General features: G+C 73.1%; 11 protein-coding genes and 1 pseudogene. 4 read left to right on the top strand and 8 right to left on the bottom strand.

Annotated elements, in window-relative coordinates:
* The first annotated feature begins 105 nt into the window (after positions 1-105).
* A complete protein-coding gene (locus AB0J67_RS31385) occupies positions 106-825 on the top strand; it encodes a hypothetical protein (protein ID WP_363487623.1) in 720 nt (239 codons plus the stop codon).
* A gap of 140 nt (positions 826-965) precedes the next feature.
* Complete coding sequence (locus AB0J67_RS31380) at positions 966-1,565, top strand: HXXEE domain-containing protein (protein ID WP_363487621.1); 600 nt, start codon at positions 966-968, stop codon at positions 1,563-1,565.
* Between the two features lie 21 nt (positions 1,566-1,586).
* Here AB0J67_RS31380 and AB0J67_RS31375 read toward each other — a convergent pair whose 3' ends face one another.
* The 3 genes from AB0J67_RS31375 to AB0J67_RS31365 all read right to left on the bottom strand — a co-directional run bounded on the left by AB0J67_RS31375 (position 1,587) and on the right by AB0J67_RS31365 (position 6,344).
* A complete protein-coding gene (locus AB0J67_RS31375; protein ID WP_363487619.1) occupies positions 1,587-4,286 on the bottom strand; it encodes a LuxR family transcriptional regulator in 2,700 nt (899 codons plus the stop codon).
* A 115-nt stretch (positions 4,287-4,401) separates the two neighbouring features.
* Positions 4,402-5,142, bottom strand: a complete 741-nt coding sequence (locus tag AB0J67_RS31370; RefSeq protein WP_363487617.1) for a TetR family transcriptional regulator — start codon at positions 5,140-5,142, stop codon at positions 4,402-4,404.
* A 269-nt stretch (positions 5,143-5,411) separates the two neighbouring features.
* Positions 5,412-6,344 (bottom strand): DMT family transporter, encoded by a 933-nt coding sequence (locus AB0J67_RS31365; protein ID WP_363487615.1) that lies wholly within the window; start codon positions 6,342-6,344, stop codon positions 5,412-5,414.
* An 87-nt stretch (positions 6,345-6,431) separates the two neighbouring features.
* Between AB0J67_RS31365 and AB0J67_RS31360 the strand changes: the two genes are divergently transcribed.
* The gene (locus tag AB0J67_RS31360; protein WP_363487613.1) at positions 6,432-7,343 is read left to right on the top strand and encodes a LysR family transcriptional regulator; all 912 of its coding nucleotides are present in this window, start codon (positions 6,432-6,434) and stop codon (positions 7,341-7,343) included.
* Between the two features lie 10 nt (positions 7,344-7,353).
* Here AB0J67_RS31360 and AB0J67_RS31355 read toward each other — a convergent pair whose 3' ends face one another.
* The 4 genes and pseudogenes from AB0J67_RS31355 to AB0J67_RS31340 all read right to left on the bottom strand — a co-directional run.
* A complete protein-coding gene (locus tag AB0J67_RS31355; RefSeq protein ID WP_363487611.1) occupies positions 7,354-10,059 on the bottom strand; it encodes a PQQ-dependent sugar dehydrogenase in 2,706 nt (901 codons plus the stop codon).
* Positions 10,060-10,326: 267 nt separating this feature from the next.
* Positions 10,327-12,216 (bottom strand): cellulase family glycosylhydrolase, encoded by a 1,890-nt coding sequence (locus AB0J67_RS31350; RefSeq protein WP_363487609.1) that lies wholly within the window; start codon positions 12,214-12,216, stop codon positions 10,327-10,329.
* 241 nt (positions 12,217-12,457) lie between these two features.
* The gene (locus AB0J67_RS31345) at positions 12,458-13,615 is read right to left on the bottom strand and encodes a saccharopine dehydrogenase NADP-binding domain-containing protein (protein WP_363487625.1); all 1,158 of its coding nucleotides are present in this window, start codon (positions 13,613-13,615) and stop codon (positions 12,458-12,460) included.
* Between the two features lie 567 nt (positions 13,616-14,182).
* Positions 14,183-14,608: pseudogene (locus AB0J67_RS31340) on the bottom strand (metallophosphoesterase); the annotation flags it as partial.
* 178 nt (positions 14,609-14,786) lie between these two features.
* On the opposite strand from AB0J67_RS31340, the gene AB0J67_RS31335 reads away from it, so the two are divergent.
* Positions 14,787-17,627 (top strand): AAA family ATPase, encoded by a 2,841-nt coding sequence (locus AB0J67_RS31335; RefSeq protein ID WP_363487607.1) that lies wholly within the window; start codon positions 14,787-14,789, stop codon positions 17,625-17,627.
* Between the two features lie 473 nt (positions 17,628-18,100).
* Here AB0J67_RS31335 and AB0J67_RS31330 read toward each other — a convergent pair.
* Positions 18,101-18,576: AbfB domain-containing protein (locus tag AB0J67_RS31330; protein ID WP_363487605.1), on the bottom strand; the 476-nt coding region annotated here is incomplete at its 5' end.

Raw genomic sequence — 18,576 nt, 5'->3', positions numbered from 1 at the left:
GCCCATGCAACGCGATGTGCTGCGCGTATGTGACTCTGGAGTTGCCATCGCGGTAGGCGTCACGCAGAATAGCGCGCGAAAAGCCGTACTTTCGATCTTCCGGGCATGAGACTCGTGAACGACCGCCACGCCGTCAAGGCCCGTCTCCTGAAACCCACCGGCGATGGCTTCCTGCTGCTTGCCGCGCAGGTCGGCACCTGGCGCGGGCCCTTGCCCTCAGCGGTCTCCCCGCTCGCCGCCAAGGCCAGGGAGCAGGCCCGCCGGCTGGAGGCGCTGGAGGTCGACGTCTTTCAAGCCGTCCTGCGCCCACCCGGTGAAGGCGACGGCCTGCTGGCGGCTCGCGGCATCAGCCCCGCCCGCTACGACCTGGTCGTCCTGGCCCGCACCGACAGCCCGCAGACCGCGCTGCGGCTGCGGGAGAGCCGCGCCTACCTGGAGCTGGCCGCCACGGTGCGTGCCGCGTCCCGCCGGACGCACGAGACCGTGGCCGCGAACGCCGCCCGCCTCGGCGACGTCGACCACGGCGAGGATCACGCGTTCCTGTTCAACTACTTCTACGCCGACGACCCCGAGACCCTGCTGAAGGTGTGGGAGTACACCGCCGGGTGGTTCCAGGCCAAGACCGCGCTGCCCAACTCCGCCCTCATGCGGCCGCTGGCGGGAGAGCCGGCCGAGTACGGCATCATCAACCACGCGAGCTGGCCGAGCCTGCGGACCTTCCTGCCCAGCCTGCTCCTGCGTCCCACGTTCCGCAGCTTCGTCCTGGCCAACTTCAAGGCCAACGGCGTCGCCGCGCAGCCGATCATCTACCGGCGGGTGCGCTGACCCGGACCCGCCGGTGTCGTGATCGGAACCTTGCCGCGCGAACTCTGGTCGGATTACCTAGCCGGGCCGGCGGGCAGCCGGCGCGCACCAGTCACCTTGCCGAAGCGGCCGGCACGCCGACCTTCCTAGGGTCGGCTTCCATGACTGCATCAACGACCCCGAACAATCGACCTGAGCCGTACTCGGCGGTGGTCATGGCCGTGCTCGCCGCGGGCTTCGCCACCTGGGCGCTGCTCACCCTGCCCCTGCAGGGCGCCGCCGTCCTCGCCCTCGCCAGCGTGCTGGGCTGGACGGGGTGGATCTCGTTCAGCTACGTGCACCCGGTCAAGTCCCGCAAGGTGATCGCGACCTACCTGTGCGCGGTCGGGTTCCAGCTCATCCACATGGCGGAGGAGTACACCGGAGGCTTCCCGCACGAGATCGTGGAGCTGTTCGATTCTCCGCGCGACTGGCCGGAACGAGAGTTCCTGCTGGTGTTCGTCTTCGGCTTCGGCGCGCTGTACTTCTTCGCCGGGGCCGGCGCGCTCTACCGCATCCGCGTGGCCAACTTCTTCCTCTGGTGGTACGCCCTGGGTGCCGGGCTGCTCAACGGGATCGCGCACTTCGTCTTCCCCATCATCAAGGGCGGCTACTTCCCGGGCCTGTACACGGCGGGCGGCCACCTGCTGATGAGCGGACTTCTTATCGTGTTCCTCATCCAGGAGAACCACGCCCTGCGAAGCGAAGCGCGGGAGGCCTGACCGCGCGCCTCCCGCCCCGGACTACGTGATGGGCGCCAGCCTGGCCAGTTCGGTGCGGGAGGTGACACCGAGTTTGGGGAAGGCCTTGTACAGGTGGTGGCCGACGGTACGCGGGCTGAGGAACAGCTGGGCGGCGATCTCGCGGTTGGTCGCGCCCGTGACCGCGAGCCGGATCACCTGGAGTTCCTGCGGTGTCAGCGCAGCCAGCGGGTCGCTGCCGGCGCTTGCGGGCACGGAGAAGCCGGCGGCCCGCAGCTCAGCCACCGCTCGCGACGACCACGGCGCGGCGCCCAGCCGGTCGAACGCCTCCCGGGCGGCCGCCAGATGCGGGCGGGCTTCACCGCGTCGCTGCCGACGGCGCAGCCACTCGCCGTACACCAGCCGCGTCCGGGCCAGGTCGAACGGCTGCTCATGCTGAGAGTGCAGCTCAAGAGCCCGTTCGAAAAGCGGTCCGGCCGCGTCGTCGGCCGTCAGCGCCCGCAACCGGTGCAGGACGGCGAGCGTCCCCGCCCGACCGGTGGCCTGCGCCCAGTCGGCGTACTGGGAGAGCAGCCCCTCCGCGCGCCGCGGCTCGCCTGTCCGGACGGCGGCCTCGATGTAGTCGGGCCAGGCATAGCGCCAGATGAACGCGTGCCGTGACGGACCTCGCGCCACCAGGTCGAGCCGGTCGAGCACCGCCTCGTAGCGGCCCAGCCCGAGGTGGAGCAGCGCGCCGGCGTACTCGGCCCAGCAGCGGCCCGGCATCCACACCAGGGCGTCGACGCGCTGCTGCGCCTCGGCCGCGAAGGCCGCGTACGACTGCTCGTCGCCGGCGACCGCCGACAGCCAGGCGTGCACACCGGCCAGGTAGCCGCGCCACACGGGCTGGTCCATGTCAGCGGCGAGAGCCAGCCCTTCGGCGGCGGTCGCCCGCGCGGCGGGATGCCGGCCGTCGAGCAGCCGGGCGATCGTCAGGACCACTGTCGCCTGCGGCAACCGGCCCAGGCGGCCCTCCGCGCGGCACTCCTCGACCAGCGCTTCGGCGTCGGCGGTCATCCGGTGCCGGTCGGCCCGGGCGAGGGCCTGGAAGGCGACGACCATCCGCAGGTCGAACGGCGCGTCCTGCGGCGGGGACGGTGCCAGCGCGGTGACCGCGCTGCCTCCTTCGAGGGCCGCGCGGAAGTCGCGGTTGATCGCCTCGACCGCGCATCCCGGCGGGGTCATGGCCTCGACGCGCCGGATCAGCTCGACCTGGTCGGGATGCACGGTGCTGGTCCAGGTGTAGTAGGCCGCGAGACCGAGCAGCGACACCTTGCCGGGATGGTCGCCACCGGCCGGCAGCCCGTCCAGGAGCACCTGCGCGGCCTCCAGCGGGCGACCCGCCTCGAAGATCAGCCGGGCGCGCACCTCGGCGAGCTCGGCCACGACGGTCACGTCCAGCGGTTCCGCGGTCGTTTCGGCACCGGCCCGGGTGACCAGTGCCGCGGCCCGCTGCCACAGGCCGGCCTCCGCGGCGCGGCGTGCGGCAGCGGCATACCGCCGGACGGCCTGGGACCGGTTCGGCGACAGCTCGGCCGCTCGGGCGTAGGCGGCCGACACCGCCGCCTGGCCCCCTCGCTGCTGCCCCCGCAGGGCCAGCCGCTCCAGCTCCATGGCCACCTGCTCGTCCGGCGCCATGGTGACAGCGGCAAGATGCCAGGCCCGCCGGTCGGCGTCGACCGTCCCGGCGAGCGCGTGATGGGCGGCCATCCGAGCGGCGATGTCGCACACCTGCAGCACCGCCGCCCGGACCAGGGGATGGTGGAAGGAGACGCCCTCAGCCGTGACACGGATGAGGCCCGCCCGCTCGGCCGCGGCGGCATCGGCGAGCGTGGCGCCGAGCCGGCTCGCCGCCTCGATGAGCACGCCGAGCTCGCCGCAGTCGTCGAGGGCCGTCACGAGCAGCCATGAGCGGGTGCGTTCGGACAACGCGACGACCCGGTCGCGGAAGCCGGCGAGCACCCGATCGGCTACCGGCTCGCGGTGCCCCGGAGCGTAGGAGACGGGGCCCAGCACCCCCGCCCGCTGTTCGGCCGTGAGCATGCGCGGAAGCTCGATGAGCGCGAGCGGATTGCCGTGCGCCTCGGCGACGAGATGGTCGCGAACCGCCGGCGGCAGGGCTCCGGTGCGGTCGGCCAGCAGCTGCCGGGCGGCTGTGACATCCAGCCCGCCCAGCTGGAGCTCGGGCAGGCCGGTCGCCGGGAAGGACGCTCCGGTGCGCGCGGCGAACAGCACGGCGACGGGCTCGGCATGAAGCCGGCGCGCCGCGAACAGCAGCGCGTCGGCCGACTCGCCGTCCAGCCAATGTGCGTCATCGAACAGGCAGACCAGGGGCTGCTGCGCCGACAGCTCCACCAGCAGGTTGAGCGTGGCCAGTCCGACGAGGAAGCGGTCACCGCGCTCGGCGCCGCCCATGCCCAACGCGCTGTGCAGTGCCTCGGCCTGCTGCCGAGGTATGGCCTCCGTCCGGTCGAGCACCGGACGCAGCAGCATGTGCAGTGCGGCGAACGGCAGCTCCGCCTCGGACTCCACTCCGGTGACCCGAAGCACCCGGGTGTGCGGGACCGCGGCGGCATAGTCCAGCAACGCCGACTTGCCGATGCCTGCCTCGCCGCGGACGACGAGAGAGCCCGCCCGGTTGTCGTGCATGGCGTGCAGCATCTGGTCGATGACGGACTGCTCGACCGCCCGGCCGTACAACATGACCCTCCTTCAACGCTTGCGGGACCGCGGCTCCCGTGGCTTGCCGACCGTGGCCGTGCCGGGTGTCGCACCGGCGTCACACTGTCTCAAAACCTGTCGCCCATCTCGCAAAACGTCACTCTGTTTTGAGACTCCGGTAGACGGTGGCCCGGGAGACTCCGTACCGCTCGGCCAGCTCGTCGATGCCGAGTTCGCCGGTCTCACGCAGGCGGCGGATCTCTCGCGCGTCCTCCGCGGTCAGCGCCGCGGGGCGCCCGCCCGTACGGGGACGGGCACGCTCTCCGGCGACAGGGCCTTCGCCGCGTGGCGGCGGGCCGCCGGCCGTCGGGACGCCGGCCGTCAGGAGCGTGCGGGCGCCGTCGAGGATCAGCCGCCGAAGCCGGGCGGTCGGCACGTCCCGGAACATCACCACCGGATCCGCCAGCCCGGCAACCACCTGAGCCGCGCGTACGCGCTGGGCCAGCCCGGGATGCGGGCCGCTCACGAGCGTGTTGGCCAGCGCGATCGCGGCCTTGAAGCGGTCCGCGACCGGCGCCTGCACGAGCAGCGTCATGTCCCGGACCAGCATGAGCAGCGTGTCACGGTGGCGTAGATGCACGTCGACGAACGCCTCGATCGCCCGCCAGCGCACCGCCTCGGGATCGCCGCCGGCCTCGGCCTCGTTCAGGGCGTTTTCGAGATCGTCCAGCACCGGGCCGGTCAGCTCGTGGAGCACGTCCTCCTTGGCGGCGAAATGGTAGTAGAGCGCCGCCTTGGTGATACCGACGCGGTCGGCGATCTCCTGCATGGAGGTCGCCCGGTATCCCCGCTCGGCGAAGAGGGCTGCCGCGACCGCCAGGATCCGCTCTCTCGTCACCGAACCGCCACCTACCGTCGGTAAATCATCACCCGCAACGCCTGACCATGGGTAAGTCTACGATGATCGAACTGACCTTCGCGAGTGACCGGGGCAGGCGATCCGGTCGCTCGCATCCGCCGGACCCGTATCCGGCGGCGCGGATTCACCACGGCTCGCTTCACCCGACCACACCACAGCCCCCTGATCGATCCCGCCGGCCTGGCGCGGCAGGTGGAAGTCGATCAGGAGGCTGTGGACGCGACACGCCGCTCACCCGTGCCATTGGTTCATGATCGACCTGCCAGGGCGGGGGCCGGGGTGGGTGGGGTGGTGCGGGTGGCCGGGGTGGGCCGGGTGGGGGTGGGTTTGCGGGTGGCGAGCCAGGAGCCGAGGAGGATGAGGGCGAAGCCGAGGACGGTGGCGGGGGTCAGGGGCTCGGCGAGCAGGGTCGCGCCGAGCAGGACGGAGACGGCAGGGCTGGTGTAGGAGACCAGCGAGGCCGAGGCCGCTCCGGCCAGCGCGATCAGGCGGTAGTAGACCATGAAGGCCAGCGCGGTGCAGAGCAGGCCGAGCGCCAGCACGGCCGCGGCGACGTCCGGGCCGGGCAGCGCGGCGGGTGCGGTGAGCAGGCCCGCGGGCAGCAGCAGCACGCTGGCGATGCCGGTGGTGCCGGCGACCACGCCCAGCGGCGGCACGTCGGCGAGCTTCTTCTTCACCAGCGTGGTGGCTCCGGCGTACGCGACGCCGGCCAGCAGGACCAGGCCTGCGCCGAGCAGCTCCAGGCGGTCGCCGCCGCCGAGGTCGAACCCGACCACCGCGGCCACCCCGACCAGGCCGACCAGCAGGCCGAGCAGCTTGCGGGACCCGGCCCGCTCGGTGGGGTCGAAGCGCAGCGCGAGCAGCACGATGACCAGCGGCTGGGCGGCCAGCAGCAGCGCGGTCAGCGACGAGCTGATGTGGACCTCGCCGTACGTGATGAGCAGCTGCGGGGCCACCACGTGGCTGACCGACAGCGCCCCGACCGCGGCCCACCTGCCGCGCAGCGCGCCCAGCGCGCCCTTGCCGTACGCCAGCGGGAGCAGCACCACCGCCGCGATCAGGGTCCGTCCGAGCACGACCATCGGCGGCGACAGCTCAGTCAGGGCGATCTTGATGAACAGGTACGGGATGCCCCAGAGCACGGACATCGCGGCCAGCAGGAGCCAGGCTTGACGCTTCATGGACACAGCCTCGCGCGGTAGGCTTGTTAGCGGTAGTGATGACTTGCTAACGCGGCTTGCAGTTCTTCTAACAGCCGAGAGGTCCTGATGATCGACGTACAGCGGCTGCGCATCCTGCGCGAGGTGGCCGAGCACGGCAGCTTCAGCGGCGCGGCGGCGGCGCTGCTGCTCACCCCGTCGGCGGTGTCCCAGCAGATCGCCGCGCTGGAGCGCAGCCTCGGCACGCCCGTGGTCGAGCGCACCACCCGCGGCACCACGCTGACCGGGCCGGGCCGGGTGCTGGTGGAGTCGGCCGGCGTGGTGCTGGCCGAGCTGCTGCACGCGCAGGAGCGGATCAGCAGGCTGGCGCAGGGCGACGCCGAGCGGCTCACCGTCGCCACCTTCATCAGCGGCGGCCAGCTGCTGCTGCCCGCGGCGCTGACCGGGTTCTCCGCCGCGCACCCGCGCGCCGAGATCACCGTGCTGGAGGCCGAGACCGAGGAGAGCCTGACCCTGGTCCGCGAGGGCCGCGCCGACCTCGCGCTGGTGTACCACTTCGACGGCCCGCCGCCGGTGCGGCCGGGCGACCGGTCCGGCCTGGCCCTGACGCCGCTGCTCGACGATCCGATGCGGATCGTGGTCCCGGCCGCCCACCCGCTGGCCGGGCGCGGCGAGGTGGACCTGGCCGACCTGTCGGGCGAGCGCTGGGTGCAGGGCTGCGTGCCGGTCGGCGAGCTGCTCGACGGGTACGCGGCCATCGCCGGGTTCGAGGTCAACGTGTCGTGCCGCACCACCGACTACGGCTTCGCGGTGTCGCTGATCGCGGCCGGGGTCGGCATCGGCCTGATCCCGTCGGTGTCGCTGACCGGGCCGCCCGCCGGGGTGTCCGTGCTGGCCCTGCGCGCGCCCGCGCCGAGCCGCTACATCAGCCTGGTCACCCGGCAGGGCAGGCAGCAGCCCCTGGTCCAGGAGCTGGCCCAGGGGCTGCTCGCGGTGCCCGGGGAGATGGGCCTCGCGTGATCGTGATCCCCTACTTGGCGACGGCCACCAGGGAGATGTCGTCGTTGAGGTCGGCGCCGACGTACTTGTGGTCGCCGGCCGCGTAGTAGCGGCACGGGCTGACGTTGACGTCGGCCTTGACGTGGTCGTGGCGGCACACCACGGCCCGGTGGTCGGCGGCCACCTTCAGCGAGCTGATCTTGTCGTTGCCGACCGGGCCGAGCTCGGCCGCGCCGTAGACGCCGATGCCGTACTTGTTGGACACGCCCTTGAAGTCGCGGTCGCGGTAGACGGTCATCCGCGCGCCGTTGCTCGGGCCGGCCAGCACCGTGATCAGGGACGCGATGTTGTCCATGGGCGTGCCCTGCAGGTTGTGCACGCCCTCCGGGTACTGCCGGCACGGGCCGACGTCGCCCTTGTTCTTGGCGAACTTGCTGTCGTTGTTGCAGACCAGCACCCGGTAGCCGGGCTCCACCCGGAACGAGGTGATCGCGTCGTTGCCCACCACGCTGAACTGGCCGCGGACCGCCTCGTGGATGCCGGGCGTGTAGCGCTGGGCGTTGCCCTTGAGCCCGGCCTCGCTGAACATGGTCACCGCCGGGCCGCCGACCGCGATCAGCCGGATGCTGTCGTCGAAGTTGTCGCCCAGCGTGGTGTGGTCGCCCGCGTCGTAGAACCGGCACGGCCCGACCTGGCCGCTGTTCACCCCGGCCTCGCGGTCCTGCTGGCAGACCACCGCCTGGTGGCCCGGGTCGACCTTCAGCGAGCTGGTCGAGGTCTCGACATCGGGCAGCTCGCCCGCGCTGACCTCGTACCCGCCGACGCCCATCGGCTGCTCGTCGCCGCCGAAGCCGGTGCCGGTGTACGCGGTGGCGCCGGTGCCGTTGCGGGCCGCCGTCGACATGACCGCGACCAGCGAGGCCTTGTCGTTGAGGTCCGCGCCGACGTACTGGTGCTGGCCGGGGCCGTAGTAGCGGCACAGGCCCAGGTTGAGCGCGTTGGTGCGCCCGGCGGCGCTGTCGTCCTGGCAGACCACCACGCGGTAGCCGGGGCCGACCTTCAGCGAGCTCATCTTGTCGTTGCCGACCGAGCCGAGCCCGCCCTTGCTGCCGTCGTGCACGCCCGCGCCGAGCGCCTGGAACGAGCCCTTGAAGTCGCGGTCGCCGTAGAGCGTCACCGGCGAGGCGTCCTGCTGCGGCGCGTACCGCACGCGGTAGATCTTGGCGCCAGCCTTGGTCGGATCGGCGCCGGAGTCCGGGTACAGGCCGGTGAAGTAGAGGCCGTCCTGGCCCACGGCCAGGCCCGCGACCGTGGTCTTACCGCCGCCGTTGTACTCGACCAGCGTCTTCGGGGCCGCCACCGAGCCGTCGCCGTTGAACGAGAACTCGACGATCCGCTTGCCCTTCTCCTGCGGGCCGGTGGCGTAGGTCGGGCCGCTCTCGGAGACGAACGCGTGGCCCCACTTGTCCTCGGGGAAGCCGCCCGCGTGGTGGTCGCTCTGCTCGGTGAACGCGATGTTCACCGGCGCGTGCGTGCGCTCCCAGTAGTAGAGCGCCTTCTTGCGCATGTCGCCGACGTCGCCGTCCCACTCGTAGTCGGTGCCCTTGGTGATGCGGGCGAGCCGGTCGTTGGCGCCGGGGCCGTTCTCCACCGAGTAGTGCTGGCCGTCGGCGGCGCGCCAGGCGCCGCCGAACGGGTTGCGCAGGCCGTACGCGAAGATCATGTCCTTGGCGCTGATGCCGTCGCCGGAGTCGTAGAACGGGTTGTCGCTGGGCACCGTCCCGTCCAGGTTCAGCCGCAGCACCTTGCCCCGGGCGGAGTCCTTGTCCCGCGCGGTGCCGGGCTCGAAGCCGTCGCCCAGGTGCACGTAGAGCTTGCCGTCGGGGCCGATGCTCAGGTTGGAGATCTGGTGCGAGGCGCTCTGCGGCTCGTCGTCGAGGTCGAGGATGGTCTTCTTCGACGAGGCGGTCTTGCCGCCGTCGGTGCTGTGGAAGCGGACGACCTTCGGGTAGTAGTCCGAGCCGTCCTTGTAGACCATGGACGCGAACAGGTCGCCGGAGGCCGGGTCGATCACCAGGCCGGCCAGGCCCATCTCGCCGCTGCCGGGGAAGACCGTGGACGGGTCGTAGTTGAGCAGGTCGTCGGCGTAGGTGCTGACCGAGTAGTCGGCCTTGACGACCTTGATCTTGCCGTACAGCTCGGTGACGTAGAACATCGGCTTGGCCGGGTCGGCGACGTGGCCGGGCACCATGGCGATGTTGACCGGGAGCTGGAAGCCGCCGGCCACCTCCTCGACCTTGTAACCGTCCTGCTTGACCACCCACTGCGGAGCGTCGGGCAGCGGCTTCTGCTCCTTCAGGGTGCGGAACGGCCGCTCCGACCAGGCGCTCCACTCGTCGTCGGCGTCGCCGCTGTTGTCGCGGAAGCGCACCCGCAGCTCGTAGTCCTTGTCCGGGACCAGGTCCTTGCGCCCGGCGTGCGAGCCCTCGAACACGCCGTCGCCGAGGTGGATGTGGTAGCGCAGCACGCCGCCGGTGCAGCCGCTGGCCCAGACGCGCTCGCCGCCTGTCGTGATCTCCCACTCGCTGCACAGGTGCTGGTCGCCGTCGGGGTCGCCGAACGGCGCCGACTCCATGTGCACGTCGGCGGCGCTGACCATGGCGTTGTCCGCGCCGGGCTCGGTGATGACGGGCGCGTTGGGCGGCGCGGCTTCCGCGGCCGCTCCCGGGAACGCCATCGTGAGGATTCCTGACATCAGCGCCGCACTGACGGGCAGCGATCTCCGATGACCCATAGCGTGAATGCCCTCCAGCTCGTGTGGTGTCGCTGACAGTGCGCCAGGCTAACTACCCGGAATGAGAAATCACGCCTTTACACGCTGATGCCTCCAAATAAGCCCTAATTTCCCCAATACGCGTGGAGATGGTAATAGTCGGGAACTGAACAGCTCCGCCCGGAACCGCAGTGCGCGGTTTCCGGGCGGAGCCGTCGGGGCAGTGCTGCGTCAGCTGCGGGTACAGGTCAGCGCCGGCACCGCGTTGGTCGAGTTGTTCCACGTCCCGGTGAACCCGAACGAGGTGCTCGCGTTCGGGCCCAGGTTGCCGTTGTAGGACAGGTTGCGCACGGTGTGGCTCGCGCCGCTCGCGGTGTCCTGGGCGTTCCAGAGCTGGGTGATCGTCTGCCCGTTGGCGAACGTCCAGGTCACGGTCCAGCTGGCGCTGGCGGTGCTGCCGTTGGTGACGATCACCCCGGCCTGGAAGCCGCCCGGCCACTGGTTGGTGACGGCGTACGTCGCCGTGCAGCCGCCCGTGCCGCCGCCGGACTGCGTCGTCACGTTCACCGTGCTGGAGCGGGACGAGCGGTTGCCCGCCGCGTCCTTGGCGTACACGGCCAGGGTGTACTGCGTGCTCGCGGACAGGCCGGTCAGCGACGCGGCGTTGCTGCTCGGGCTGGCCAGCACGGTCTCCGTCGAGCCCGACACGCGGACCACGTCGTAGCCGGTCACCCCCACGTTGTCGGTCGACGCCGTCCAGGACAGCGACAGCGACGACGACGTCACGTTGGACGCGCTCGGGGTCCCGGGCGTGGTCGGCGCCTGGGTGTCACCGCCGCCGCCCGACGTGGTCACGTTGACGGTGTTCGAGCGGGTCGAGCGGTTGCCCGCGGCGTCCTTGGCGTACACGGCCAGGGTGTACTGCGTGCCCGAGGAGAGGCCGGTCAGCGACGCGGCGTTGCTGCTCGGGCTGGCCAGCACGGTCTCCGTCGAACCCGAGACGCGGACCACGTCGTAGCCGGTCACCCCCACGTTGTCGGTCGACGCCGTCCACGACAGCGACAGCGACGACGAGGTCACGTTGGACGCGCTCGGCGTGCCCGGCGTGGTCGGCGCCTGGGTGTCGCCGGTGCCGCCGTTGTAGATGGTGGCCTGGGTGGAGGTGGTGGACAGGCCGTTGGCGCCGGTGATGTAGCGGTTGCCCCAGGTGCTGCGCTGGGCCGGGTTGAAGCTCGTCACCATGTCGAGGTACTCGACGCCGCCGCCGTTGCCGCTCCACGACCAGCCCATGTTGCCGATGCCGGCGGTCTGGGTCTTGGCCATGATGGTGTCCTCGTCGGGGTTGCCGTCGGAGTGGTTGTCCCCGAACTCGCACACGCACAGCGCCAGGTTGCGGCTGGTGAACGAGTCGACGTACGCGTTCACCTCGGCGGCGGTGTCGAACACGCCGTACATGTGCACGCTGAAGATGGTGTTGCCGGTGGTGTCGGCCGCCAGCACGCTCGGCGCGTTGTCGCGCATGGTGAACGACCAGTCCTGGCCCCAGTTGGGCGCGTCCACCATGATGGTGTGCTGGAACCCGGCGTTGCGCAGCCGCTGGATCGCGCTCTTGGTCGCGTCGGTCCAGTTCGGGGTGACCGCGTTGTTGCCGATCGGCTCGTTGCCGATGTTCAGGATGACGTAGTTCTCCTGGCCGGTCAGCGCGGACTGGATGCTGATCCAGTAGTTCACCGCCGCGTCGAGGCTGACCGCGCCGCTCTGCTCGCCGAAGCCGGTGGTGTCGTGGTTCTCCAGCACGCAGATCAGCTTGTTGGTCTTGCACAGCGAGATGACATTGGCGACGTCGGCGGCGGTGTTCGTGGTCCACCGGCCACCCGACAGCACGACCCGGACCGAGTTCGCCCCGGCCGCCTTGATGTTGGCGAACGAGCTGGTCTGGGTGGCGTACCAGGCGTGCGGGTGGTTGATGCCGCGCAGCTTGAGCGCCGTGCCGTTGGCCTCGACGAGCTTGCCGTTGCTGACGCGGATGCCGGTGGCGGCCTGGGCGGGCTGGCTGAAGGCCACGATGGACGCGGCGAGTGCCAGCACGGACGCAGCCGCCAGCGCGATCTTGCGTTTCATGTTCACCTCGGAAGGGAGCGGGCCCCGTCGGCCTGGCCGGAACGGGGGACGGACACGAGGAACGGAATGACGCAGCCCGACGGCTCCCTACAAGCGTCGGCATCAGCATAGGTTGATGCACCGATGCGCGCAACCGGTTAAGGCGCATCTGCCGCGTACGCCTACCCGCTTGGTGAAGATTCGACTGAACCGATTCACCAGCCGGGCCGACGTGCACCCCGCCGGCGCCCGGCGCGCCGTCTCACCGATGCTGCTCCGTGGTCTCGCACCGCAGACCGGCCGCGACCAGGCGCGCGACGAGCGCGTCGCCCATCGCCACCGCGGTGGTCACCTGCCCGGCGGTCTCCGGCAACCGGTCCAGCGCCAGGCACAGCGCCGACTCCGCCAGCATCTTCGCCGTCTCGCCGTAACCCGGATCCCCGCCGGACACCTCGGTCACCACCCGGCGCCCGCCGCCCTCCCCCACGAACCGGGCCCGGAACCAGCTCCGCGCCCGCCGCTGCTCGCTCGGCCCCTGCCCGCCGGGCAGCCGGCGCATCAGCCACCGCCGCACCGGGCCGAGCTGGGCCAGCACGAACACCACCGCCGCACCGGCCAACCCGGCCAGCGCGACCGGGAGCCGCTTCACCCCGGCGCTGTGGGTGTAGGTGAAGTCCGGGCCGTACCGGTCGAGTGCCGCCGCCGACCTGCCGACGATCTGCGGATCGACGGTGGGCAGCGGCACCGCCCAGCCGCCCGCGTCGGCGGAGCGCCGCAACCGGCCCAGCGGCGTGCGGATCCGCCTGCCGTCCGGGCGCGGCTCGGCCATCCGCCGCTCGCGGCCCGCCCACGCCGTCTCGCGCCGCCGCGAGAACGCCAGCAGCGCCGAGGCCAGCGTGCCGCCGGAGACCGCGCCGCCCGCGCGCACAAAGCCGTGCACGGTGATCGGCACGTCCGGCGGGAGCTGCCCGACCGTGAGGTACACGCCCAGGTCGTGCGGCACCGAGTCGAAGCCGCAGGCGTGCACCAGGCGGGCCCCGGTGCGCACCGCCTCGGCGTGGTGCCGGACGTACATCAGGTCGACGAACTCCGGCTCGCCGGTCAGGTCCACATAGTCCGTGCCCGCGCCCGCACAGGCCGCGACCAGCGGCTCGCCGTGCAGCACGTACGGGCCCACGGTGCTGATCACGACGCGGGCGGCTTCGGCCAGCGCCCGCAGCGAGGCCGCGTCGCCGGAGTCGGCGTGCAGCAGCGACAGGTCCGCGCAGGCCGGGTCGATCGCGGCCAGCCGGTCGCGCACCGCCGCCAGCCGGGCCCGGTCGCGCCCGGCGAGCGCCCAGCGCAGACCCGGCGGGGCGTGCCCCGCGAGATACTCGGCGGTCAGCCCGCCGGTGAACCCGGTCGCCCCGAACAGCACGATGTCGTACGCGCGCCCGGCCCGCTCGCCGCGCGACCGCGCACCGTCGGCACCCGTTGCGGCGTGGCCCGCTGCATCGTGGCCCGCCCCGCGGCGGGCGGGCGATGCCGCGCCGGGCGCCCCCGACCCGGTCTCGCCCGGTCCGGACGCGCCGACGGAGGCGAGGACCGGCTCGGGCGCGGCGGACAGCACGGTCGCGCCGTCCAGCGCGAGCGGACGCCAGGTCGCCGCGCCCTGGCGGCCGTGCTTGGGGTCCACGCCGATCAGGACGCGGCCGCCCGCGCGCACCCGCACGTGCCGGGCGTCCCAGTCGACCGTGGCGCGCTGGCGCACCCGGCCGGCGCAGCGGAAGGTGCGGTCGCGGTAGCCGACGATCGAGGAGTGGCCGTGGACCTGGCCGAACGGCACGAACCCGCCCTCGGCGAAGTGGGCCAGCCAGCCCGCGTACAGCTCGGAGCCGGCCTCGGCCCACAGCGGCCCGGACTCGCCGTCGGTGCCGGTGTGGAACCCGCGCCACAGCATCGGCTCGGGGCGCTCGTTCAGCAGCCGCGCCGCGGCCGCTGCGGTGTCCGGCCCGCCCAGCTCCCGCCAGCAGGCCGGGGTCAGCCCGGCGTGGCTGAGCAGGTAGTCGTCGCCGTCGGCGGTGCGCACGGCGGCCGCGACGCGCAGCCGCCCGTCGTCCCACCAGGTGCGCAGCAGCGCGGCGTCGGCCGGGGACAGCCGCTCCGGATAGAAGCGGTCGCCGCCGGGCACGTACTGCGCCTCGTGGTTGCCCAGCAGCTGGATCCACTGCTCCGGCTGCTCGTCGAGGCGGTCGCGCACGATGCGCAGCACGCCTGAGCTGTCCGGCCCGCGGTCGACCAGGTCGCCGACCTGCACCACGGTCAGGTCCGGCGGCAGCCGCAGGTCCCCGCGCCGCGCCCCGGCGGCGATCAGGGCCTCGCGGAGCTGGTCCGGGAAGCCGCCCACGTCGCCGATGACGATGACCCGGCCCATCACGCGCCCCCTTCATCCGGCTGCGGCCGCAACACTATCCGCGACGCGCCGCGGTCACCGCCCCGACCGCCCGTGGCCGGTGCGGCGTGGCGCCGCCCGACACGCCGTGACGAGCATGTTCCGTTCCAGACAGCGGTACGACTTGGCGGGCATGCCCTGCGGCGGCGAAGATACGGACGTGCAGACAGACCGATCGTTCGTCGGGCGCAACAAGACTCTGCAACGCTTCCTCACCGCCGTGGCCCATCCGCCTTCCGTGCTGCTCGTGGCGGGTGAGGCGGGCAGTGGCAAGACCCGCCTGATCGACGAGTGGCGACGCCGCGCGGCCGGGCCGGTGCTGGCGGCCGCCTGCCCGCCGATCCGCCCGCCGCTGCCGCTGGCCGCCGTGACCGGCCTGCTGCTGGCCGCCGGGCCGCACCTGGCGCCCGCCGCCGAGCTCAATCCCCTGCTGGGCGCGCTGCGCCCGCTGCTGCCCGAGTTCGCCGACCGGCTGCCGCCCGCCCTGCCCCCGGCGGGCGACCCCGCCGAGGAGCGCCATCGCACGCTGCGGGCGATCCGGGCGCTTTTCGCCTCGCTCGGGCCGGTGACGCTGGTCGTCGAGGATCTGCAGTGGATCGACGCCGAGTCGCGCGACCTGCTGTCGCTGCTGCTGGCCGCCCCGCTGCCCGAGGCCGGCCTGGTGCTGTCGTACCGGCCGGAGGAGCTGCCGGTGCCCGGCCTGCCGCTGGGCGTGTCCGCGGCGTACGCGCCGAGCCTGCGCGCGGAGTCGCTGTCGCTGGAGCCGCTGCGGCCCGACGAGGTGCGGCTGTTCGTGCGGCAGACCCGCCGCCAGGAGCCGCCCGCCGAGTTCACCGCCCGGCTGGCCGCGGCCACCGGCGGCGTGCCGCGCGTCATCGAGGACGTGCTCGACCAGCTGCGGGTGCTCGGCGACGACGCCGACGGGTTCGGGGCCGGGCGCTTCGCCCCGCCGGCCCGGCTGCGCGAGCTGACCACCGCCCGCGTCGCGGCCCTGTCCCCCGACGCCCGGCGGGTCGCCGAGGCCGCGGCGGTGCTCGACGAGCCGTCCTCCGAGGAGCAGCTGTGCGAGGTGTCCGGGATGGACGTCGCCGACGGCCGCCGCGCGCTGCTGGAGGGGCTGGCCGGGGCGGTGCTCACCGAGGCCGCCGACGGCCGCTACGGCTACCGCGTCCCGCTGGCCGCCCGCGCGGTGTACGAGGCGCTGCCCGGCCCGTGGCGGCGCGAGCTGCACGCCCGCGCCGCGCTGGCGCTGGCCCAGGCCGGAGGCGGGGCGCCGCTGGCCCGGCTGGCCCACCACCACCGCCGCTCCGGCCAGCACAAGGCCTGGATGCGCTACGCCGAGACGGCCGCCGAGCGCTACATCGCCGAGGGCGACAACGAGGCCGCCATCGCGCAGCTGGAGGAGGTGCTGGCCGACCAGACCGTGCCCCGCCCGACGCGCACCCGGCTCACCATCCGGCTCGCGCAGACCGCCGAGGTCGGCCGGCGCACCGACCAGACCGTCGCGCTGCTGCGCCGCATCCTGGCCGACGACCGGCTGCCCGTCGCCGCCCGCGGCGAGCTGCGGCTCAAGCTCGGCCTGGTGCTGATGAACCAGGCCGGGGAGTACGTCGAGGGCGCGGGCGAGGTGGAGCAGGCGGTCGAGGAGCTGCACGAGCGGCCCGCGCTGGCCGCCCGCGCGATGGCCGTGCTGTCCTGGCCGGTGCTGCACGGCTTCTCCTCCGCCGAGCACCTGAGCTGGCTGGAACGGGCCGAGGCGGCCGCCGCCGCCTGCGACGATCCGGCCGTCAAGATGGCGGTGCTGGCCAACCGGGCGACGCTGCTGATGAACCTCGGCGACGGCGCCGCGTGGACGGCGGCGCAGCGGCTGTCCGGCGCGGGCGCCACCACGCTCGCCGTACGCCAGCAGGTCGCGCGGGGCCTGCAGAACCTCGCCGACGCGACGATGCTGCTGGGCCGCCATCGCGCCGCCGAGGACTTCCTGCGCCAGGCCACCGAGCTCGCCGAGCAGGTCGGCGCGTCGGTCACCCAGACCACGGCGCGCTGCACCCGGCTTCGGCTGGACTGGGCCATGGGCCGCTGGCCGGGCCTGGCCGACCGGGCCGCCGAGTTCACCGGGCCCGACGGGCCGACCACCGAGGTCGAGGGGCATCTGGTCATCGGACAGCTGGCGATGGCGCGCGGCGACTGGGACGCCGCCGAGCAGTCGCTGCAGGCCGCCGGGCTGACCGACCCGCGCACCAGCACCGTGCCCGTGGTCGCCGCCGCGGCCGGGGCGTACCTGCGGGTGCTGACCGCGCGGGGGCAGGTCGACGAGGCGGCGGCCGACGTGGCCCGGCAGGCGCTGGCCCGGGTGCGCGCCAAGGGCGTGTGGAACTGGGCCGCCGAGCTCGCGCCGTACGCCGTGCAGGTGCTCGCCCAGGCCGGTGCGCCCGGCGAGGCGCAGCAGGCGGCCGACGAGTTCGCCGAGGGCATGCGCGGGCTGGAGTCCCCGCTGGCCGAGGCGGCGCTGGAGCTGTGCCGCGCCCACCTGCTGGCCGCCGAGGGACGTCACGCCGAGGCCGCGGCGCACTTCGCCGCCGCCGCCAAGGGGTTCGACGCGCAGCCGCGCCCGTACGAGGCGGCCCAGGCGGAGGAGGGACGGGCCCGTGCCGTGCTGGCCGAGCGGCCCGGCGACGCGGACGCGCTGGCCGCGCTGGCCCTGGCGGGCAACGTCTACACCGGTCTCGGCGCGGGCTGGGACGCCGCACGCTGCCAGCACACGCTGCGCGAGCACGGTGTCGTGCCGCGCGGCGGGCGGCCCGGATACGGCGGTGGGCTGACCCCGCGCGAGCGCGAGGTGGCGCGGCTGGCCGCGCAGGGCCGCACCAACCGCGAGATCGCGCAGATGCTGTTCCTGTCGCCGCGCACGGTCGAGCAGCACGTGGCGCGCTCGCTGCACAAGCTGGGCGTCCACTCGCGGGCCGAGCTGGCCGGGGTGGAGCTGGACCTGCCCGGCTGACCCGCTGGCGCTGAGCGGCCTCCGGAGCCGTCGCCGGCGCCGGAGGCCACCTCCTCCCCAGGCCCCGTCGCCGGCCCTGGCACTGGCCGGGCGACGGTGGATCGAGCCTGTTGGTCGTGCAGGTGGCGAGGGAGCGACGATCGGTCACTCCCCCGCCTCAGGGTCGTACGCCGCCAGCTCTGGATAACGGCGCACCCCCCTGCCACACCGCTCCTGCGAGCGCTTGGCCGCGGCCGGTGGTGACCGGCCGGTACCGCAAACCGTTGCGGCGCCCCCGACGGGGTCGATTCCACCCAGCGGCACGGAGTCAGGCTCACGTGCCGCTGGGGAGTCTCCGGCGGCGCCTGGGTGGTCCACCCATGCCCATAACGATCGTCGAACCCGCCTGCAGCGACAATCCGTAGAGCGCTGCGTACCCCTACGCAAACAACCGCCCGCAGCTACGTACGGGCTGCACAGACCACGTAGCCGGGTCAGCTCCAGGCGGCGGTGACCGCGAACGAGCACTCCTGCCGGAACTCGCCGCCGTCGCGCCACCGGTCGATCCACAGCTCGTCGCCGCGCAGGTGTACGTAGTGGTCGCGGTAGTTGTAGGACTCCAGGTAGATCGAGCCGGGCAGCCCACCCTGCCGGATACAGAACGTGGCGTCGGCGCGGAACAGCTGCGAGCCGTCGTGGCGCTCGTGGCGGATCCGGTAGTCGCGATGGCGCAGGTAGTTCCCGTCCGCACCGGCGAACGAGAAGCAGCTCGCGTCGGCCAGGCCCGCCACCACCGTGAACGTCGCCGCCTGCCGCACCTCGCCGGCACTGCCGGCGGTGACGTCGGCCAGCGAGGCCAGGCCGCTGTGCTGCCGCACGTAGCGGTCGGGCAGGGCGGCCGCGCGCAGCGAACGCCGGTTGACCGACCCCGAGCTGCTGCTGCTGGACGAGCCCGCGGCCGGGCTCGACC

The organism is Catellatospora sp. NPDC049609 (assembly GCF_040675365.1).
GTDB lineage: Bacteria > Actinomycetota > Actinomycetes > Mycobacteriales > Micromonosporaceae > Catellatospora.
The sequence above is the reverse complement of the archived record's forward strand: the minus strand, read 5'-3'. Positions and strand labels throughout refer to the sequence as shown.